Origin of the sequence: Paracoccus seriniphilus (genome assembly GCF_028553745.1) — a bacterium.
Taxonomy (GTDB): Bacteria; Pseudomonadota; Alphaproteobacteria; order Rhodobacterales; family Rhodobacteraceae; genus Paracoccus; species Paracoccus seriniphilus.
In genome coordinates this window covers 270,511-287,360 of sequence record NZ_CP067130.1, presented here as the reverse complement: position 1 = coordinate 287,360, position 16,850 = coordinate 270,511, and the positions used below count along the sequence as shown (strand labels likewise).

General features: G+C 61.2%; 14 protein-coding genes. 7 read left to right on the top strand and 7 right to left on the bottom strand.

All coding sequences use genetic code 11. The features are described 5' to 3' along the window. The 7 genes from JHW44_RS15000 (at nucleotide 1) to JHW44_RS14970 (ending at nucleotide 6,555) form a co-directional block, all read left to right on the top strand. Nucleotides 1-1,341, top strand: a complete 1,341-nt coding sequence (locus tag JHW44_RS15000; RefSeq protein ID WP_089345481.1) for an ABC transporter substrate-binding protein — start codon at nucleotides 1-3, stop codon at nucleotides 1,339-1,341. Between the two features lie 68 nt (nucleotides 1,342-1,409). Continuing rightward, nucleotides 1,410-2,276: a carbohydrate ABC transporter permease gene (locus JHW44_RS14995; RefSeq protein WP_089345482.1), complete on the top strand. Its 867-nt coding sequence runs from the start codon at nucleotides 1,410-1,412 to the stop codon at nucleotides 2,274-2,276. Nucleotides 2,277-2,279: 3 nt separating this feature from the next. Beyond that, a complete protein-coding gene (locus JHW44_RS14990; protein WP_089345483.1) occupies nucleotides 2,280-3,098 on the top strand; it encodes a carbohydrate ABC transporter permease in 819 nt (272 codons plus the stop codon). A gap of 58 nt (nucleotides 3,099-3,156) precedes the next feature. Next, nucleotides 3,157-4,128 (top strand): sugar-binding transcriptional regulator, encoded by a 972-nt coding sequence (locus tag JHW44_RS14985; protein ID WP_089345484.1) that lies wholly within the window; start codon nucleotides 3,157-3,159, stop codon nucleotides 4,126-4,128. Nucleotides 4,129-4,167: 39 nt separating this feature from the next. Then, nucleotides 4,168-5,211: an NAD(P)-dependent alcohol dehydrogenase gene (locus JHW44_RS14980; protein WP_089345540.1), complete on the top strand. Its 1,044-nt coding sequence runs from the start codon at nucleotides 4,168-4,170 to the stop codon at nucleotides 5,209-5,211. Nucleotides 5,212-5,214: 3 nt separating this feature from the next. Beyond that, the gene (locus JHW44_RS14975; RefSeq protein WP_089345485.1) at nucleotides 5,215-5,781 is read left to right on the top strand and encodes an SIS domain-containing protein; all 567 of its coding nucleotides are present in this window, start codon (nucleotides 5,215-5,217) and stop codon (nucleotides 5,779-5,781) included. Between the two features lie 3 nt (nucleotides 5,782-5,784). Beyond that, entirely contained in the window at nucleotides 5,785-6,555 is a 771-nt protein-coding gene (locus JHW44_RS14970; RefSeq protein ID WP_089345486.1) for an SDR family NAD(P)-dependent oxidoreductase, read from the top strand. A gap of 111 nt (nucleotides 6,556-6,666) precedes the next feature. Here JHW44_RS14970 and JHW44_RS14965 read toward each other — a convergent pair whose 3' ends face one another. The 7 genes from JHW44_RS14965 to JHW44_RS14935 form a co-directional block, all read right to left on the bottom strand. Next, complete coding sequence (locus JHW44_RS14965) at nucleotides 6,667-7,497, bottom strand: aldo/keto reductase (protein WP_089345487.1); 831 nt, start codon at nucleotides 7,495-7,497, stop codon at nucleotides 6,667-6,669. 559 nt (nucleotides 7,498-8,056) lie between these two features. Continuing rightward, a complete protein-coding gene (locus JHW44_RS14960) occupies nucleotides 8,057-9,799 on the bottom strand; it encodes a calcium-binding protein (RefSeq protein WP_089345488.1) in 1,743 nt (580 codons plus the stop codon). Between the two features lie 369 nt (nucleotides 9,800-10,168). Next, a complete protein-coding gene (locus JHW44_RS14955) occupies nucleotides 10,169-10,540 on the bottom strand; it encodes a DsrE family protein (RefSeq protein WP_089345489.1) in 372 nt (123 codons plus the stop codon). Between the two features lie 262 nt (nucleotides 10,541-10,802). Continuing rightward, nucleotides 10,803-12,176, bottom strand: a complete 1,374-nt coding sequence (locus tag JHW44_RS14950) for a BCCT family transporter (protein ID WP_089345490.1) — start codon at nucleotides 12,174-12,176, stop codon at nucleotides 10,803-10,805. Between the two features lie 69 nt (nucleotides 12,177-12,245). Continuing rightward, entirely contained in the window at nucleotides 12,246-13,070 is an 825-nt protein-coding gene (locus JHW44_RS14945) for an alpha/beta hydrolase fold domain-containing protein (RefSeq protein WP_218822604.1), read from the bottom strand. 521 nt (nucleotides 13,071-13,591) lie between these two features. Continuing rightward, complete coding sequence (locus JHW44_RS14940; RefSeq protein WP_089345492.1) at nucleotides 13,592-14,647, bottom strand: ABC transporter ATP-binding protein; 1,056 nt, start codon at nucleotides 14,645-14,647, stop codon at nucleotides 13,592-13,594. 17 nt (nucleotides 14,648-14,664) lie between these two features. Continuing rightward, the gene (locus tag JHW44_RS14935; RefSeq protein WP_089345493.1) at nucleotides 14,665-16,812 is read right to left on the bottom strand and encodes an ABC transporter permease; all 2,148 of its coding nucleotides are present in this window, start codon (nucleotides 16,810-16,812) and stop codon (nucleotides 14,665-14,667) included. Nucleotides 16,813-16,850 lie beyond the last annotated feature (38 nt).

The following is a 16,850-nucleotide window of genomic DNA, read 5'->3' as shown; positions in this document are numbered from 1 at the left end:
ATGAGACTGAACACACTTCTTGGTACGGCTGCCGTCAGTGTCGCGCTGGCGACGGGCGCCTATGCCGATGACGGCTGGAGCCTCAAGGAAGCTGCAGCGCCTTACAGCGGAACGACGGTCGATGTCGTCTTCCTGCTGCGCCCCGGCTATGAGGCCGTCGAGGCGATGCTGCCGGCTTTCGAGGAAGAGACCGGCATCAAGGTCAATGTGATCAAGCATCCCTATGAAAACGCCCTTGGCGAGCAGGTCCGGGATTTTGTCGCCGGCGGCGATCTGGACGTTGCGCTGATCGACCTGGTCTGGATCGGCAGCTTTGCCGAGAACGGCTGGATGGTGCCCATCGATGACATCAAGGCGCAATACCCCGAGATCATCGACCCGGATCTGGACATGGACGACTTTTTCCCGTTGCCGCTCAATGCGTTCGGCACCTGGAACGGCGTGACCTACGGGCTGCCCTTCGACAACTATTCGGGGCTGCTGTTCTACAACCGCTGCATGTTGGAGGAAGCCGGCTTTGACGGTCCGCCCGAAACCTGGGCCGAGTTGAAGGACACCTATGGTCCGGCACTGACCAAGGACGGGAAATACGCCTTTGCGCTGCAATCCAAGCGCAACGAGACGCAATCGGCCGACAGCTTCGCCCGGATGCTCTGGCCGTTCGGAGGATCGTTCCTGAACGAGGAATTCCGCTCGAACCTCAGCTCCGAGGAAAGCCAGGCCGGGCTGAAGTTCCGTCAGGACCTGATGCAATACATGCCCGACGGCATCGTCGCCTATGACCACGCGGAAACGGTCAACGGCTTTGCACAGGGCGATGTGGCCATGATCACCGAATGGTCGTCCTTCTATTCGACGGTGGTTTCGCCCGAGACCTCGACCGTTGCGGAATGTGTCGAGATCGCGCCCGAACCCAAGGGCCCGGCGGGCCGCAAGCCTGCTCTGGGTGGTTTCTCGCTGGCCGTCGCCGATCAGGCGGACGAAAAGGAAAAGGCGGCTGCATGGCTGTTCATCCAATGGGCCACTTCCAAGGCGAATGCCCGCGAATACCTGGAACGCGGCGGCGTCCCGGCCCGTCAGTCGGTCTATGAGGATCCTGAACTGGCCGAGACCTTCAAATTCGTGCCCGCGCTGGTCGAAAGCTGGCAGAACGGCGTGCCGGAATACCGTCCGCGCTTTGCCGAATGGCCCGAGATCACCGAGATCGTGCAGGAATGGGGCACCAAGATGATGCTGGGCGAAGTCAGCACCGAAGAAGGTGCCAAGGAGATCGGCGATCGCATGGAAGCCGTGCTGGACAAGGCCGGCTACTATTCGGGCGACAAGCCTCTGGCACAGTAAACTACTGGACAGGCAGGGTGGCGTGACCGGCGCCGCCCTGCCGATTTTCGATACAGGAAGGTTGTCGAATGCGTGGCCAAACCTCACGGCGCACCATTTTGGGTTTTATCGGGCCAGCCGTCTTCGGGCTTGCCATCGTCGGGATCGCACCTCTGATCTACGCGATCTGGACTTCACTGCATTTTTTCAACCTGACCAAGCTGAAACAGGTCGAATTCATCGGGCTTGAGAATTACTGGAACGTCCTGACCGACGGGGTGTTCTGGCAGGCGATGGGGCGCACGTTCTTCCTGCTGGCCACGGCCCTGCCGCTGCAACTGGTTCTGGGGCTGGGGATCGCGCTGGTCCTGCACAAGCCGGGGCTGACGCTGCTAAAAACGCTGGCGCGGCTTAGCCTGGTGCTGCCGATGGCCACGACCTATGCGGTGGTCGGCCTGCTGGGGCAGGTCATGTTCAACCAGAAATTCGGCGTGGTGAACCACCTGCTGGGGGGTGCCAACATCAACTGGATCGGCGATCCGCAAAACGCCTTTGCCATGATCATCTTCTGGGATGTCTGGCAATGGACGCCCTTCGTGACGCTGGTGCTGCTGGCCGGGCTGACCATGGTTCCCGGCGAGGTCGAAGAGGCCGCGCGGCTGGAAACCAAGAGCTGGTGGACCGTTCTGCGCCATGTCCAGCTGCCTTTCCTGCTGCCCGGACTGACTGCGGTGCTGATCCTGCGCACCGCCGATACGCTGAAACTGTTCGACATGGTCTTCACGCTGACCCGTGGCGGACCGGGGGCGGCGACCGAGTTCATCTCTCTGATGATCCAGAGGGTCGGCTTTCGCGGATTCGATCAGGGGCTGGCCTCGGCTCAGGCGGTCATCCTGCTGATCATCACCATCATTCTTGCGCGGATCTATATTCGCGTCTTCTACAAGGAAGTCTGAGCCATGCAGACGAGAAACTCTCTCCTGTGGCAGATCCTGCTTCTGGCGCTGGTCATCACGCTCTGCGTCTTTCCCTTTTACTGGATGGTCACCACCTCGCTGAAGACGCAGATCGTCGCGCTGAAGGCACCGCCGGTCTGGATCTTCGAGCCGACGCTGGAAAACTATCGCGAGGCGCTGTTCGAGGACGGCGTGCTGCGCACCCTGATCAATTCGCTGGTCATCGCGGTCAGCACGACCCTGCTTGCGCTGCTTCTGGGGGTGCCCGCCGCCTTCGCGCTGGCCCGCTTTGAATTTCGCGGCAAGAAGGACCTGTGGTTCTGGTTCATCACCAACCGCATGGTCTCGCCCATCGTGCTGGCGCTGCCCTTCTTTCTGATCGCGCGCAATCTGGGGCTGCTGGACAAGCATATCACCCTGATCCTGATCTATCTGACCTTCAACCTGCCCATCGTGATCTGGATCGTCACCGACCAGTTTCGCGGCATCCCCTATGATCTGGATGAGGCCGCGCGGCTGGAGGGTGCCTCGCAGTTCACCATCATGCGCAAGATCTGCCTGCCGCTGGCGATGCCCGGCGTGGCTGTCTCGGCGATCTTCTCCTTCATCTTCTCGTGGAACGAACTGATGTTCGGCCTGATCCTGACCCGCTCCGAGGCCAAGACCGCCCCGGCGATGGCCGTGTCCTTCATGGAGGGCTACAACCTGCCCTATGGCAAGATCATGGCCACCTCGACCCTGATCGTCATTCCGGTGCTGATCTTCGCGCTGATCGCCTCGAAACAGCTGGTGCGCGGCTTGACCATGGGTGCGGTGAAGTGATCCCTGTGGCCCAGCCGTAACACGCGGGCCCAGGAAGCCCCGCCGAAGGGAGACAGCCATGTCGCGAACCATCAAGATCGACCAGATCGACAAGGAAGAACAACTGCTGGTCCGTCTGGTCTGGGCCTGTGAAATCGAAGGCCTGACCCAGGCCGAAGCGGCCGAACGATTTGGCACCACCCGGCTGCGCGTCAACAAGGGCCTGCGCGAGGCGCGTCGGCGCGGCATCCTGCGCGTCAGCGTCGATTCCATCTACACCGCTGCCGCCGATCTGGAGTGGCAGATGCAGCGCCGCTTTGGCCTGACATCCGTGAATGTCGTGCCCTCGCCCGAAGACCCCGGTTCCGTGTCCAGGCTGGTCAGTGCGGGGTTGGGTGCCCATCTTGGCACATTGCTGGAAACCCCCGAGATCAAGGCCTTCGGCATGTCCTGGGGCAACACGCTGAATCTGGCCACCCGCTACATGCAGCCGATCAACCGCCCCGATCTGGAGATCATATCGGTCATGGGGGGCGTGTCGCGCGGCTCGGATGTGAACGGCTATGAAATCGCCACCCGGCTGGCCGATCTGTGCAATGCCGAGCACAGTTTCTTTACCGCGCCGCTGTTTGCGGGCAGCCCCGAAAGCCAGAGGCGCTTTGTCGAACAGGATGTCATCGCCGAGATGCTGGACAAGGTCCGCTCTTGCGATGCGGTCGCGCTGGCGACCAGTGACCTGCGACATTCGTTGCTGGTGCGCGATGCCCTGCCCCGTGACATCGACCCCGAAGATCTGATCGCGCTTGGCGGCGTCGGCGACATCACCGGGCATGTGCTCGATGCGAACGGCGAGATGATCGACCACCCCATCAACCAGCGCGTGATCGGCATTTCGCTGGACGATCTGGCCCGGATTCCCAATGTCATTCTGGCGGCGGGCGGGGCGCATAAGGTGCCGATCATTCTGGCCGCCCTGCGACGTGGCATCGTGGACACGCTGGTCACCGACACCAATACCGCGCAGGCCCTGCTTGGGGCCGCGGGCGATTGACGCAATTTTTGAATGAAAAGACAGACAAGGATGGAAAAGATGGCCAAAGCGTTGGTTCTTGAAGAAAAGAACAGGCTCGCCCTGCGTGAGATCGCTCTGCCCGATACGCTTGGCCCCGATGACGTGCGCATCGAGATCGATACCGTGGGCGTCTGCGGCAGCGACGTGCACTATTACACCCACGGCAAGATCGGCCCCTTCGTGGTGAAGGAACCGATGGTTCTGGGACATGAGGCCGCCGGAACCGTCAGCGCCATCGGCGAGAATGTCACCAATCTGGCCGTGGGCGACCGGGTCTGCATGGAGCCGGGCATTCCCGACATGCGTTCCAAGGCGGCCAAGCTGGGGGTCTATAATGTCGATCCCTCGGTACGCTTCTGGGCCACGCCGCCGGTGCATGGCTGTCTGACACCCTCGGTCATTCACCCCGCCGCTTTCACCTACAAGCTGCCCGATCACGTCAGCTTTGCCGAAGGTGCCATGGTCGAACCCTTTGCCATCGGCATGCAGGCGGCCAGCCGCGCCGGGATCACGCCGGGCGACGTGGCACTGGTCACCGGCGCCGGGCCGATCGGCATCATGGTCGCGCTGGCCGCATTGGCCGGGGGCTGTGCCAAGGTCTTCATTTCCGACCTGGTGGATGAAAAGCTGGGCGTGGCCGCGCAATATGACAATATCGAGCCGATCAACATCACCCGCGACGATCCGGCCAAGGTGCTTCGTGACGCGACCGGTGGCTGGGGTGCCGATGTTGTCTTTGAATGTGCCGGTGCCGCAAAATCCGTCCAGACGGCACTGGAAAGCGCCGCCCCGGCGGGCTGCATCGTCTGGGTCGGCATGCCGGTCGATCCTGTGCCCTTCGATCTTGTGCTGGCGCAGTCCAAGGAATTGCGGATGGAAACCGTGTTCCGCTATGCGAACATGTATGATCGCGCCATCGCCCTGATCGGGGCCGGCAAGGTCAATCTGCAACCGCTGATCTCGGAAACCTTTGCCTTCGAGGACAGCATCGCCGCCTTTGATCGCGCGGTCGAGGCACGTCCGAGCGATGTGAAGATCCAGATCAAGCTGAAGGAAGGCTGAAACATGGCTGACCTCCAGACCGATATCGCCGAAACGCTGTTGAACGAACTGCGCCCGGGGCTGTCCCCCAAGGTGCTGGCACAGATCCCGCCGCTGTCGGAGATGCTGGCGCAGGCCGGGCGCATCGCCTGTCACGGCGTCGGGCGCGAGGGGCTGATGATGCGCGCGCTGGCCATGCGCCTGTTCCATCTGGGTTGTGACGCCCATGTCGTCGGGGACATGACTACCCCGCCCCTGGGCGAAGGCGATGTGCTGCTGGTCAGCGCCGGTCCCGGCGATTTTGCCACCATCGCCGCGCTGGTCGGGATTGCCAAGGACGCCGGCGCGAAAGTCGCCTGCCTGACCGCCGAACCCGGTGGCAGCGTGCCCAGAGCCGCTGATCTTGCCGTGCATCTGCCAGCTCAGACCATGGCCTCGGATCAGGGCGAGGCGGCCAGCTCGGTGCTGCCCATGGGCTCGCTCTACGAGGCGCTGATGTTCCTGTTCTGCGAACTTCTGGTGCTGGATCTGGCACAGCGGCTGGATGTATCCGCCGAGGCGATGCGGGCCAATCACACCAATCTGGAATGACCGATGACAGCATGGCAGCAGCGTTTCGCCCTTGAGGGCCGCAGGGCATTGATCACCGGTGCCTCCTCGGGCATCGGCACAGCGATTGCCGAGGTCTTCGCGGATGCGGGGGCCGATATCGTGGCGCAGGGGCGTTCGCAGGAACGTCTGGCGCGACTGGGTGACAGTCTGCGCGCCAGGGGGCGCAGATTTTCCGCCGTCACCGGCAATCTGGCCAGTGCCGAAGAAACCGCCGCAATCGCGGATCAGGCGCAACAGGCCATGGGCGGGATCGACATTCTGGTGAACTCTGCCGGAATCGCCATCACCGGTCCGACGGTCGAATATGACCTGTCGGACTGGTCGCAGACCATGGCGGTCAATCTGACCGCACCCTTCATCCTGTCCCGCGCCCTGTTGCCCGGCATGATCGCCCGCAGGTCTGGCAAGATCATCAATATCTCGTCGCAGACAGGGGTGATCGCACTCAAGGATCACGCCGCCTATGCGGCTTCGAAAGGCGGGTTGAACGCGCTGACCAAATCGCTGATGGCCGAGGTCGCGGAACATAACGTCCAGGTCAACGCCATCTGCCCGACGGTTGTCCTGACCGAAATGGGCAAACAGCTTTGGTCTGCGCCGGAAAGGAAGGACCCCTTCCTTGCGCGCACCCCGGCCGGGCGTTTCGGGGAACCCGTCGAGATCGCGGATATGGCGCTCTATCTGGCGTCACCCGCCTCGGACCTGGTGAACGGGGCAATCATGATGATCGAGGGCGGCTATTCCAGCATCTGACCGGATCGCCACTGTCCGACGACCATGGCCCACAGCAGAAGAACCGGGGGCTTTCCCTCGCACGGGGTCGCCGATGATTCAGGCTTCGCAACCGCCGCCCTGTCAGCCCGGTTACATCATCTTGAACACCGAGGGATCCGGCCCGGTGCGCAGCCCGACATCAAGGGTCGTCATTGCCTGCATTTCGGCCTCGGTCAGTTCAAAATCGAAGATATCGAGGTTCTGCATCTGCCGTTCGGGATTGGATGAGCGCGGCAGGAAGGCATGTCCCAACTGCAGATGCCAGCGCAGGATCACCTGAGCCTGACTCTTGCCGGTTCTTTTCGCCACATCCGCCACCGGCGGCGCATTGAACGAGATCCCGTTGCCAAGCGGCGTCCAGGCCTGCGTCACGATTCCGCGCTGCGCATTGACCGCCCGCATCTCGGGCTGCTGCAGCTGGGGGTGGATCTCGATCTGATTGACCGCCGGCGCTTCTCCCGTTTCGGCAATCAGCCGGTCCAGATGGTCCTCATTGAAATTGGAAACCCCGATCGACGCCGTCAGACCCTCGTCGCGCATGGCGATCAACTCGGCCCAGGTTTCTACATAGAGATCCTGTGTCGGGACCGGCCAGTGAATGAGGCACAGGTCAAGCTGTTCGACCCCGATATGGCGCAGGCTGCGTTCTACCGAGCGGCGGGCCGCAGCCCTGCCCTGTTCGTTGTTCCAGATCTTCGTGGTGATGAAGACCTCTTCGCGGGGCACACCGGATGCGCGCAGCCCCTCTCCCATGGCCTTTTCATTCATGTAACGGTAGGCGCCGTCCAGCAGGGGGTATCCGGCCTGCAAGGCGTGGCGCACGACATCTGCCTCGCCGCCGGCCTGGATCTGCCACAGACCAAAACCGATCTGCGGCAGTTTGCGCCCGTCCGCCATCGTCAGATTGGGAATAGTGTTCATTCGCCGTCTCCAATTATTCGCAACCCGTGGCTTGCCCTGCACTTGCTGAATGGCTTGTTGCCGGATCGCGGGCCTTGCGCCTTCCAGTCTTGCTGTCGGGGACATGACCAGAGGCCGGTTGCCAGTGAAACTTCGGGGATCGGTTGCAGGGTGTCAACCGGCTTTGCGTGACCTGTGGTCGTGCAATTTGACACGAATATCCAACGGGTTATGGCAAAACTCTCACGCTTTTTCAGTCTTGCCGGGTACAGAAACAAGGCAGGATCACTTCAAAATACCTGCCCAGGGCGTCCGCAACCGCCGGCGATCGGCCGCGTGATCGGCGGGCGCGGGTTTCGGCATTTTCCTCCCGCGCAAACCCAAGGGAAACGCGACCACGGCAGGGAGATCCACCGCGACGGGGCCACGCCCAGACGCATGACCCAAAGCGTCGCGAGTGATTTGCGACGCTTGACCTGTTCACCCCTTCAGGAACGGGTGCTTTACCGGCTCTCTATCCGGGCTGTGACAGCGGGCCGGATAGAGAGTTCCTGCAACATGTCCCGCCTGGTGAAGCGGCTCAGAACAGGAAATCATTGGCGGAAAGGTCAGCGACCGCCACATCGACAAGCGTGATCGTGTTGCCATCGAGGTCGTCGATCACCGCATTGCCGTCGATCTCTGACAGGTGATTGTTCGACAGATCCTTGAAATGCTTGATCGTCGAAATTTCCGAAAGGTCGATCTTTTCCCCCGTGCCCGACGTCTGAAAATCCTGGATCACATCGTCGCCGAAGCCGCTTCTGAAGATGAAGACATCGCCCTTGTCGCCGCCAATGAGCAGGTCATCGCCCGTGCCGCCGTCAAGCGCGTCCTTGCCCATGCCGCCCGTGAGTGTGTCCTTGCCACTGCCGCCTAGCAGCGTGTCATTGCCCTTGCCGCCTTCAAGCTCGTCCTTGCCGATGCTGCCCAGCAGCAGATCGGCATGTTTGCCCCCAACAAGCCTGTCGTCGCCATAGCCGCCGGCGAGTTCATCCTCGCCGTCGCCGCCCGAAAGAACATCCGCCCCCCGGCCACCGACAAGCTGGTCATCGCCATTGCCGCCATAGAGCGTGTCTTCACCCTTTCCACCGTCAAGGCTGTCCTTGCCGGTGCCGCCGAACAGCTTGTCATGACCCAGACCGCTGATCAGCGTATCATGCCCGGCACCACCTTCCAGGATGTCCTTGCCACCAAGGCTCTTGATCAGATCGTTGCCGCCATTTCCCCGAAGGTCATTGGCGTCATTCGTGCCGATGATCGTATCCTTGAATTCGGTGGTCCGGACGTTTTCGAAGTTCGACAGGGTATCGCGATCACCGAAACCGTCGATGGCATAGCCTTTCTTGAGGTTCACCGTGACGCCATCCGTGCCGCCATAATTGGCATCGCGGTCATAGCGCAGGGTATCGATTCCCCTGCCCCCGTTCAGCACGTCATCACCCGCAAGGCCGCGAATGTGGTTGGCACCACTGTCGCCCTTGAGCTGGTCATCGAACAGGCTGCCGCGCAGCATTTCAATGCTGCTGAGCCTGTCCGCATCACCCCAGCCATCCGTGGCCTTGCCGGTGGCAAGATTGACGGTCACGCCGGCTGGATCATCCTTATAGCTGACCTGATCATAATTCTCATTGCCGCCGTTATATCTGTCATCGCCCTCGCTGGAGATGAAGTAGTTGTCGCCATTGCGGCCATTCAGCACATCATCGTCGGGTGTTCCCAGAATATCATCCTCAACACCCACCACCGTGGCGGTTTCAAAACTGCTCCATTTGATCAGCTTGCCCTCGGAGAACGGACCCGAAGAGGGGATGTAATCGCGGGTAATATATTTTTCGGTATTGGCGAAGTCGTCGAATTCCGACAAGGATTTGAACTCGGGCAGGTCGTCGCCGTCGAGCACGAAGATGAAGTTGGTTCCGTGGTCATAGCCTTCATCGTCGTCGCCTTTGTCCCAGTCAAAGTCAGCCAGCGTGGTGCTGTAGCTCTTGCCTCCCCAGGTCCAGTCGATGCTGAGCACCGAGACATCGACATCAATGTCGAACACGTCTCTTCCGCCAAGTTCGATGATATAGGTATCCTCGGACACGTCCGCATCGAAAATGGGTTCGTCGTCATAACCGACGACATCATAGAAAAAGCCAGAGTCCGGATTGCCCGAGACGGTCAGCGTCGCGCTGGAGCGGAACCCTACAAGATCGACATCATCGAAATCCTCGTTATCCTTGTAATCAAAGGAAAGGCCCGAAATCTTGTAATGTGTGGTATTATCAAAAGTAGCCATATGTCCGCCATTTCAACAATTAGATCGTGACCATCACTCGACGAAGATGGTCACAATTCCGTTAAAACTATGAAGAACACTTGCAATTCGTCAAGACAGACTTCTTCTAAAAGTTGATTTTTACAGATTTATTTCAACTTCAGAGAATACTTCCGGCTATTTTGTGACCGAGGCCGCAACGGTGAAGGCGCCGCCTGCCCCCTGGTTGGTTCTGTCGACCCAGAACAATCAGGAAAACCTGTCCGCGGCATATCGGCCTGCCGCAGATTCAAGCCTGATTTCCAGAATGACTGCCTGACCGCCAGATCAATGTCCGGTCGGCCAAGCCTCATCCTGTGGAAAGCGGCGCAATCCCTGCCTTGGCGGTCATCAGGTCAGTTGCAGAGAGCCTTTCGATCCCATCAGCAAGGTCACCACATCCGGCGCGGTGATGATCTCGTATTCCGGGGCCATCTGCTCTGCGGTGAAGCCGTTGTGAATCATGCAGGCCCCGCAAATTCCGACCCGACCGCCTGCAGCAAGATATTCCCGAAGCAGATCTGCCACCGGTTCGAAGGGCTTGCCGATATCCATGCCTTCGCAGGCGCCGGGCACACCCAGCTCGACCGCTTCGACCATCAAGAGCAGCATGGCGCTGTGCCCCGCCTTTACGGCATTGAGTGCCATGGTGAAGGCCACGGTGACCTTGGCCGGGTTGGATTTTCCGTCAAAAAGGGTGGTCACGAAATCTGCGGTTTGCATCTTGCTCTCCTGTCGTGGATCCGCGCCTGACCGCCAGCGCCAGATTTCCGGGCGTCCCTGGCAAAGCCTGGCATTCAACGGCGCTTTCGGGGAACCACTGTTTCCGGCCCGGGTACACCATATTTACGCTTGCGGATCGTCATTTCCAGAGCGTCCCTGCGGCCAAAGTGTCGCAGCCTGACAGGATGGCGCATCCTGCGGATTCAAAAGGGCTGCCAGCATCAGCCGGCAGCCCTCAATCCGTGATGTGATACCGACAGGGTTACATCTGCGGCACGGCCTTGCCGCGGCGCGCCTTCATCAAGAAGGCGGTTCCAAGGGCAAAGATGCCGATCGCAACCGGGATGGCAGCCACCGAGATGAGCGTCAGGATCACCTTGAAGACATCTCCGTCCAACCAGTTGATCACCACAGCCAGCGCGGCCATTGCCAGAATCCAGAAGGCACGGGACCGCCGCACCGTCAGCATTTCACAGACCAGACCGGCCGAATCCGCGCTGGTGACAAAGAACAGCAGGATGTTCAGGGCCAGAATGGCCGAGAGGATGCCGCTGCTGTCCAGCGTGGCCATCAGGGTAAAGACATCCTCGGATCCTGTTTCCAGACCGGCCAGGCCAAAGACGCTGAACCACAGGCAGGAAAACAGGCTGGGCACCAGCATCACGCCCAGCACCAGTTGCCGCAGCGTCCGACCCCTGGAAATCCGCGCGATGAACACCCCGGTAAAGACGAACCAGCCATACCACGATGCCTCGAAGGCATAGAGCCAGTCGGCCAGCCATGCCTTGCGTTCGGGATCGCCCAGGCCGACTTCGGTGGCCATGGCAGGATAGCGCGCCAGATATTCGGGCAGCAACCGGGCGAAGGTCGAAAGAATCTCGCCCGGGTTCGACAGCAGGAAGACACTTGCCATCAGGATGACGGCCAGAACGGTGTTGTAATTGCTCAGCCATTTGATGCCCCGGTTCAGGCCCGAGGTGCTGGAGGCAATGGCGAACCCCGACAGCACGATGATGATCAGCGTCACGCTGACATCCAGCCCGAGATACTGGCTGACGCTTTTCTGCAGCGGTGTGGCGGCATAGGAAAATGTCAGCGACAGGCCGATCACGGTCGAGACCACCAGGCTGACCAGGTTGAGCTTGCTGAGAAAGCCCCCTCCCAGCAGGTTCTCGGCCGGTTTCAGAATGTTCATGTTGTAAAGCGCATGGGCAAAGATGACCCCGATGGTCAGATAGCCCGACCAGGCCAGCAATCCCCAATGGTTGAAGGCATAGAGCAGCGCCTGATCGGTGCTGTTGCCAGCCTCGACGTGATAGCGCGGCTCCAGCACGCCCCAGGTCAGCAGACCGATGCCCATGCCGGTGGCAAACAGCATGCCGATCCAGCTCAGCGTCGAGAATTCCGGGGGTTCTTCCCCGAAGCGCAAGCCACCCAAGGGGGTGAACATCAGGACGACAAAGACGACCGAAACGATGAAGGCGGGATAGGTGAAAATGAAGCCCAGATTGCCGATGACGGACACCTTGATGACCTCAAGCAATGCCTGAAAGCTGCCGGGCGCGATGGCGGCAAAGCCGATCAGCGCCGCAACGGTCAAGACCGTCGCAATGCTGGTGCCAAGATTCTGTTTCAAACGGTTACCTCCTCCGTGGGTTTTTCTATGGGTTTCTTCTGTATTTGAACTGTGGATCGTGGCGCGGGATCATCCGTCAAGCCGTCGTTTCAGGGCCTGACAGAAGGTCATCCAGGCAGAGGCCATCTCTGGCAGGGATTCCCGCGCATGCAGGCAGCCATGCAGCATGTCATCGGCAATGTGATAGCCGACCTCTGCACCGCCGCTGCGCCATGCCGATACCCCCCGTTCCAGCGGCACGGTCAGCGGATCACGCGACACCGCCAGAACCTCGATCCGCGATGCAGGCGGGGACAGCGCATCGCGGGTGGGGGCATCGGGTGCAATGGCGGCCCATGCCTCCAGCACATCGTCGCGGCTCAGCAGCGGCGCGTCGGGGCCAAGCGTCTCGCTCGTCGGCTGGCCCACCAGCGGATAGATCAGGCCAAGCACGGGCGCATGCTCCGGATCGTCGATCACATCCAGCAGCAGCCGCGCGCCCGCGCTGTCGCCGACCAGTGCCAGCGGCGCGACGGCAGCAATCACGCGACGGCAATCATCAAGGGCCGCTGCATATCCCGCCTCGGGCAGCAACCGATAGTCGATGCTCAGAACCTCGTGCCCCAGCGCCTCGGCCAGACCCGCCGCGATGCCCTGATGGCTGTCCAGAGACCCCAGGCTGAAGCTGCCGCCATGCACATAGACCACCCTGCCAGGCGCAGATCGTGCGGGACGGTGCCAACGCACCGCCACCCCCGCGATACGCGTATCACCCAGTTCCATGCCCTTTGGCAGATCGGGCGCAAAACCGGCGCACAGCCTGTCATAGCTGCGGCGCGCCTCGGGCAACGACAGGGCGGCCATGGCGGTCAACCCGCTTTGAAATCGCCGTTCGAATTCAGCAATGGTCATCATTCCTGTCGCACTTTCACTTGCGCCCGCAGCCCGATGCGCAGGGCAGATCAATGATCACAGCCTGCATGCCCGTCAGGCTGTTCGCGTTCAGATATTTCAGGGGTTCCTCACAGGCCGGCAGAATCGACCGGCGTGGGAAACCCGCTTTCGCAGAGCATCGGCCAGGGATCCGGCCATGGGTATCCGGGGCGCAGAAAATCCGGCTGCCAAGCCAGTCCTGCAGCGGTGACAAGCATCTGGATCTGCGGCCTGTCACGACGGAACAGCCAGACGCGGCATGGTCTCGCTATCTATCCAAAAATTTTCGGAAGTTTATTGACCATTTCTGCCAATGAACGAACAGATCCTGCCATTCGTCGCCGCGCTTCGAGGGACGTCTTCCACGCGAGGGAAGCTTGACCCCGCGGGACGGACCCTCTGATCCGGGGAACAATCCGCCAAGGCGGTCCTGACCTGTTTTTCACGAGTCTGCAACGGCCCTGAAAGCCGCCGTCACGTCAATTTGCGCGGCGGAACCGGCTTCAGTTGGCGACCAGCCGGATATCCTCGGGCTGCCAGGTGACATGCACGGTGTCCCCGACGGCAAATGGCCGGTCGGTGGGTGCCGCGATGGCAAAGATCTCGCCAGCCGGGCTGGAGAGGGTGAACTGGATCGAATTGCCCAGATAGGCCGCATAGGTGACCTCGGCGGGGATGCTGCCGGACAAGGGGCTGGCATTCAGCCTGACGTGATGGGGACGCAGCACCATCTTGGCGGCACCACGCGCGGCCGTTGCGCGGGGCAGATCATAGTCATGCCCCAGCAGGCGGATTGCGGCCGATGAGGCATCGCTCTGCGTCACCTCGACATCCAGCAGGTTGGCGTCACCGATGAAATCCGCGATGAAGGACGATGCAGGCCGTTCATACAGATCGCGCGGCGTCCCTGCCTGGGCGATCTCGGCGTTCTTCATGACGATGATACGATCCGACACGGCCATGGCCTCTTCCTGATCATGGGTCACATAGACGGCGGTCAAGCCAAGACGCTGCTGGATCTGGCGGATTTCCTCGCGCACATGGCGACGCAGCTTGGCGTCCAGATTCGACAGCGGCTCGTCCAGCAACAGGACTTCCGGCTCCAGCACGATGGCCCGCGCGACGGCGACGCGCTGTTGCTGGCCGCCCGACAGTTCAGACGGCAGACGATCGCCAAAGCCCTTGAGGCCGACCAGTTCCAGCCCGGCCTCGGCGCGGGACGCGGCCTCGGCCCTGGGCATGCGCTTGACGTTCAGACCATAGGCGACATTCTCGGCGACGGTCATATGGGGAAACAGCGCATAGGACTGAAACACCATCGAAACCCGACGATAGGTGGCCGAGAGATGTGTCACATCCTCGCCGCCGATGAAGATCTTGCCTGCGCTGGCCGCTTCCAGCCCGGCGATCAGCCGCAGCGTGGTGGTTTTCCCGCATCCCGACGGCCCCAGCAATGTGCACAGCGTGCCGGGCTGGATGTCCAGTGTCAGCGGCTTCAGCGCCACCACATCGTCATAGCGTTTGGTCACATTTTCAAAGCGAACAGAGCCCTTGGTCATATCGCGAACCTTTCCTGTTACGCCGCAATCCGGTCGGCCCGGCGCAGACGACGACGGCCGATCACAGCCTGCAAAAGAAGAATGGCCGCCAGCATCGTGACGATCAGCACCACGGAATAGGCAATGGCGATGCCATATTCGTTGTTCTCGACCCGGCCAACGATGAAATTGGTGGCCAGATTGTGCCGCGCCGAGACCAGAAAGATGACCGCCGAGACCGAGGTGACAGCGCGCACGAAACTGTAGGTCACGGCAGCCATGATCGCCGGTCCCATCAGCGGTAGGATCACCCGACGCAGCGTTGCAAAGCTGTTCGCACCCAGCATGATCGAGGCCTCATCCAGCGACCTGTCCAGCTGGCTCATCGCAGCGATGCCCCCGCGCACGCCGACGGGCATGTTGCGGAAGATGAAGACCAGCACCAGGATGATCGCCGTCCCGGTCAATTCGATGGGGGGAAAATTGAAGGCCATGACATAGGCCACCCCGATCACCGTGCCGGGGATGGCAAAGGACAGCATGGTCGAAAATTCGAACACATCCTTTGCCGCGAAACGCTGGCGGACCAGCAGATAGGCCGTGGTCAGCCCGACCGCCGCGGTCAGGGGCGCCGAAATCGCCGCGATCGTCAGCGTGGTGACATAGCTGTCCCAGGCCGAGCCGACGAAATGCACGCCATTGCGGACCACGACATTGAAGGCCCTTTGATAATGTTCCAGCGTGAAGCTGTGATCATAGCCCCACAGCTTGACGAAACTGCCAAAGACGATCAGCAGATAGATCATCAGGGTGAAGGCCGCCCATGGCAGCGCGGTCAGATAGCAGGACCATTTCAGCCCCGGATTCATCTGCGCGTGCTGGCCATTGTCGGCCTTGCCGGTGACGGTGGCATAGTTCTTTTTGCCCAGCCATTTGCGCTGCGCGATAAAAGCGCAAAGCGTCATCGACAGCAGCGTCATCGACAGGATCGCCGCTTTCGCCGGATCTGCCACGGTTCCGACGATCGAGAAATAGATCTCGGTCGACAGGACGTTGAAGTTTCCGCCCAGCACCAGCGGATTGCCGAAATCGGCCAGGCTTTCAATGAACCCCAGCAGAAAGGCATTGGCCAGTCCCGGTCGCATCAGCGGCAGCGAGACATGGCGAAAGGTCTGCCAGCGATCGGCATCCAGCGTCTGGCTGGCCTCTTCCATCGAGGGAGAGATGCCCTCGACCACCCCGATCAGGACCAGGAAGGCAATCGGCGTGAATGACAGCATCTGCGCCAGCCACACCCCCCAGAAGCCATAGAGCCAGCGGCTCTTTTCAATTCCGAATGCCCAGTCCAGGAATTCGGTAATGGTTCCCGAACGGCCGAACAGCAGGATCAGGGCAAGGCCGATCACGAAGGGCGGCGTGATGATCGGCAGGACCGTCAGGACCCGCAGCAGCTTCTTGGCCCGAAATTCGGTCCGGGTGAAGATCAGCGCGAAGGCCAGCCCCATCAGCGTCGTGCCCAGTCCGGTCGCGACCCCCAGCGCCAGCGAATTGAAGGCCGGGCCGCAATAGCCTGCGCCGGTCAAGCATTGCAGGGACCACGTCTCGGGCGCGAAGAAACGCGGAAGGAACTGCGTGATGCCAAGACCCGCACCATCCTTCAGGACAAAGGCCTGCACGAAGATGAAGGCCATCGGATAGAAGACAAAGACCCCGACAAGGGCAACGATCAACCCGATCAGCCCGGTCACGAAGGCATCGCCGCGCCCGCGTCCAAGGCCGGAAATCCCGGTGGTCAGGACGAACAGAAGCGACAGCGAGACGACAAGGGCACCGATCCCCATGCCGGGTTGCGCGACATCGCCCATGATCGCGAAGCGCGGCCCGTTCCCCAGGATCAGCAGCCCCTGCGCGACCACAAGCGCCAACCCCGCCGCACCGGTCACGACCCAGCCGCGGGCGCGGGCAAGGGGATGCAGCGGCACAAAGGCAATCAGCAGGGCCACCAGCAGCGCAAGGCCGGGACCGGCCAGCCACCAGCGCCCGGCCGCCAGTTGCGCCACGGCCGGACCAGAGCCTGCCTGCCCGAACCATTCGAAGGACAGCAGCCCTCCCGAAATCATGTACCATGGCAGCAGGACATATCCCGCCAGCCCCAGCAAGCTCCACAGCCTTGCAGTTCGCGTCATAAACCTGTCCCGGATCAAGAGGCGGCCCGCGCCGGTGG